We start from the raw sequence: 1,383 nt of genomic DNA on the forward strand, positions 1-1,383 counted from the left end.
GTATAGCCGCGCTCGTCTTCATAGCCACGATCATCAACCACATCCGCACAGAGACTGGCGAAACTGTCCAGTTCGCCGCCTATGATCGCGGCCAGGTAGGCTGTTTCTTTCTCGGCCTTCCGGGCGTCAGCTTTCTTCTCTCTCCACACCGTGACCCAGCCGCCAACCACCACGCCGAACAAGCCTATCAAGGCTGGCGAAATGACCTGCAGAAATTTCCATGCGCCTTGCCAGAATGCTTCCATAGCTCACCTGGGTCGATGTTGGGTAACCTTGTAACGGAATAGATTGCGTTCAGCGCGCGAACCACTGCTGGTTCGGATGCCATGCCCCTTCTGTCAAGCGTTCAATGGAGGGAAGGGGCGATACCATCGGCTTAGCTGGCGAGGTCGCCGGATCTGGGGGAACGAGGAAGGCGCGAGATACTAAAGGGTCGATGTCGTCTGCACATCTGAGCGCCGCTGCCTTCCAGGCACTAATCTCTTCGTGTGGTACGGGAGCGCTGCTTCGGTCATTGGTGCGTACTACGGCATCTGCGTAGTCCCGGATATCCTGTGCCAATCGAAAGTTGGTAGCGTCTGACATGAGCTTGTGCATTCGTGCTTGTCGATCTGCTTCCTCAGCAGCTTCTCGCTCAAGAATCGATTCGATCCTCTTCTCCTCACGCCGCCGAACCGCAATTTCATGCATCTCGATGGCATGTCTTTGTGAGTCAATCTCCGCCTGCCGATAAACTGCTTCTACTGCGAATGCCAGGGTGACCACGATCTCACTTATGGCTTCCTCAATCTGTGTCGCTCGCTCATCCTCCCACGTGCGACGGAATGGGGCTTCGGAGCGAAACCACCACATGATCTCCAGCTTCAAGGGCTCGGACGCGGGGCGGTCTGGTTTTGACGTGGCGAAGTAGCTGTTCCTCCCCTCAGCCTTTTTCGGATGATCCAGTCGGAACGTCACGCTGGACCCCTCCCGCGCAAACACTCTGAACTCGTTGGCGTCCTTACCTTTTGCCTGGAACTCCAGCCCGGTGTTCGAGAGCCCTTTGAAGATGGCGCTCAACAGGCGCAGACGTCGCTTCTCGTATGGTGAGGCGTAATAGGGCTGTTCGTGGMTCCAGCGTGGGTCTGCGCCAGAAAGACTCTCCATCCGCTTTGCGTCTATGGTCAGCATTCGTGCTACGACTGGATGGGGCGCTGACAAGGACTTCGGAATGCTGATGGTCCCGATTTCGTCCTCTAGCCGTGAGCGCAAGTCATGGAGCGTTTCATCGTGCATCCTAAGCGCGGCAGGAAGCGCGGGTATATCTGCATCTGCCTGCCCGGCGCTGCGCCGGGTCAGCTCGTCTTCTCGCCCCACGTGGATCGAGTCGGCTTGTCCCAGCCC

The 1,383-nt window shown here is 57.6% G+C and carries 2 protein-coding genes; both read right to left on the reverse strand.

Annotated features, from left to right (window positions below; translation table 11 throughout):
• Nucleotides 1–245, reverse strand: a 245-nt coding sequence (locus ACXJKH_RS20510) for a hypothetical protein (protein WP_457322135.1), incomplete at its 3' end; no start/stop codon positions are given.
• Nucleotides 246–294: 49 nt separating this feature from the next.
• Nucleotides 295–1,383 (reverse strand): hypothetical protein (locus ACXJKH_RS20515; RefSeq protein ID WP_457322137.1); only part of this gene is annotated, 1,089 nt, incomplete at its 5' end.

The sequence above is a fragment of the Stenotrophomonas sp. P5_B8 genome, from assembly GCF_054049855.1.